Below are 1,192 nucleotides of genomic sequence, written 5' to 3'. Positions count from 1 at the left end.
CCATCTCGATCTCCTGAAGGTCGCGGGTGACAGTTGCTTGAGAGTGCGTGCGAAGGTGGTGCCCATGGCGCGGATCGAACGCGCGACCTCTCCCTTACCAAGGGAGTGCTCTACCACTGAGCCACATGGGCATCGATACTGGTCTGAGCCCGGCTCGACAGAACCAAGGCACACATCACTACCGACCGCCGAACCTTCCCATCGCCCGAAGGCCCGCAAACCCGTGGAACTGTGGAGCGGGAGACGGGAATCGAACCCGCGTCATTAGCTTGGAAGGCTAGGGTTCTACCATTGAACTACTCCCGCCCTGGGAGTCGCTGCCCGGACCGGCACAGCCATCGCATTACACGGTTTTGCGGCCCCGAAAGACCACGGCACTCTCAAACGAAAAACGATTCGCCCTGGTGGAGGAGGCTGGATTCGAACCAGCGTAGGCGTAAGCCAACAGATTTACAGTCTGCCCCCTTTAGCCACTCGGGCACCCCTCCGGGACGAGCCCGCGACTATATCACGGCGCCTTCGGCGGACAAGCGTCATCCCCCGGCCCCGCGCCGGATTCAGGCGCCCAGCGACCAGTCGAGCGGCCGGCCGGCGCGCGCCAGGAAGTCGGCCGAGGCCGAGAAATGCCCACAGCCGATGAAGGGCAGCGGCGGCCGGCGCGCCGACAGCGGCGACGGGTGGTTGGCCTGCCAGATGCGGTGCGGCCCGCCACCGGCGGCCACGACGGCCGCCTTGGCCTGGGCGTGCGCGCCCCACAGCAGGAAAGCCACCGGCTGAGGCTGCCGCGCGACTGCCGCGATCAGCGAGTCAGTGAGCACTTCCCATCCGAATTTCGCATGACTGCCGGGCAGGCCATCCTCGACGCTCAGGCTGGTGTTGAGCAGCAGGACGCCGCGCCGCGCCCAGGCGAGCAGGCTGCCCGAGGCCGGCATCGGTTGACCGAGGTCGCGCTGCAGTTCCGCGAAGATATTGCGCAGGCTGGGCGGAGGGCGCACCCCGGTGGGCACCGAGAACGCCAGCCCCTCGGCCTGGCCGGGGCCGTGGTACGGGTCCTGGCCCAGGATGACGGCACGCACCGAGTCCAGCGGCGTCAGTTGCAGCGCCCGCAGCGGCTGCGGCGGGTAGACGGTTGCGCCGGCCGCGCGGCGCGCGGCGAGCCGCTCCATTAGCCGCTGCCCGGCGACCGAGCCGC

The 1,192-nt window shown here is 68.7% G+C and carries 1 protein-coding gene and 3 tRNA genes; all 4 read right to left on the bottom strand.

Features of this window, described 5'->3' with window-relative positions; genetic code table 11:
• Positions 1–56 precede the first annotated feature (56 nt).
• A tRNA-Thr gene (locus tag Y694_RS21900) sits at positions 57–131 on the bottom strand.
• 101 nt (positions 132–232) lie between these two features.
• Positions 233–306: transfer RNA gene (locus Y694_RS21895), tRNA-Gly, on the bottom strand.
• A 96-nt stretch (positions 307–402) separates the two neighbouring features.
• A tRNA-Tyr gene (locus Y694_RS21890) sits at positions 403–488 on the bottom strand.
• 69 nt (positions 489–557) lie between these two features.
• On the bottom strand, positions 558–1,192 hold a 635-nt coding region (locus tag Y694_RS21885; protein ID WP_051495981.1), incomplete at its 5' end, for a uracil-DNA glycosylase.

Source organism: Methylibium sp. T29-B, from assembly GCF_000576225.1.
GTDB lineage: Bacteria > Pseudomonadota > Gammaproteobacteria > Burkholderiales > Burkholderiaceae_C > Methylibium > Methylibium petroleiphilum.
The sequence above is the reverse complement of the archived record's forward strand: the minus strand, read 5'-3'. Positions and strand labels throughout refer to the sequence as shown.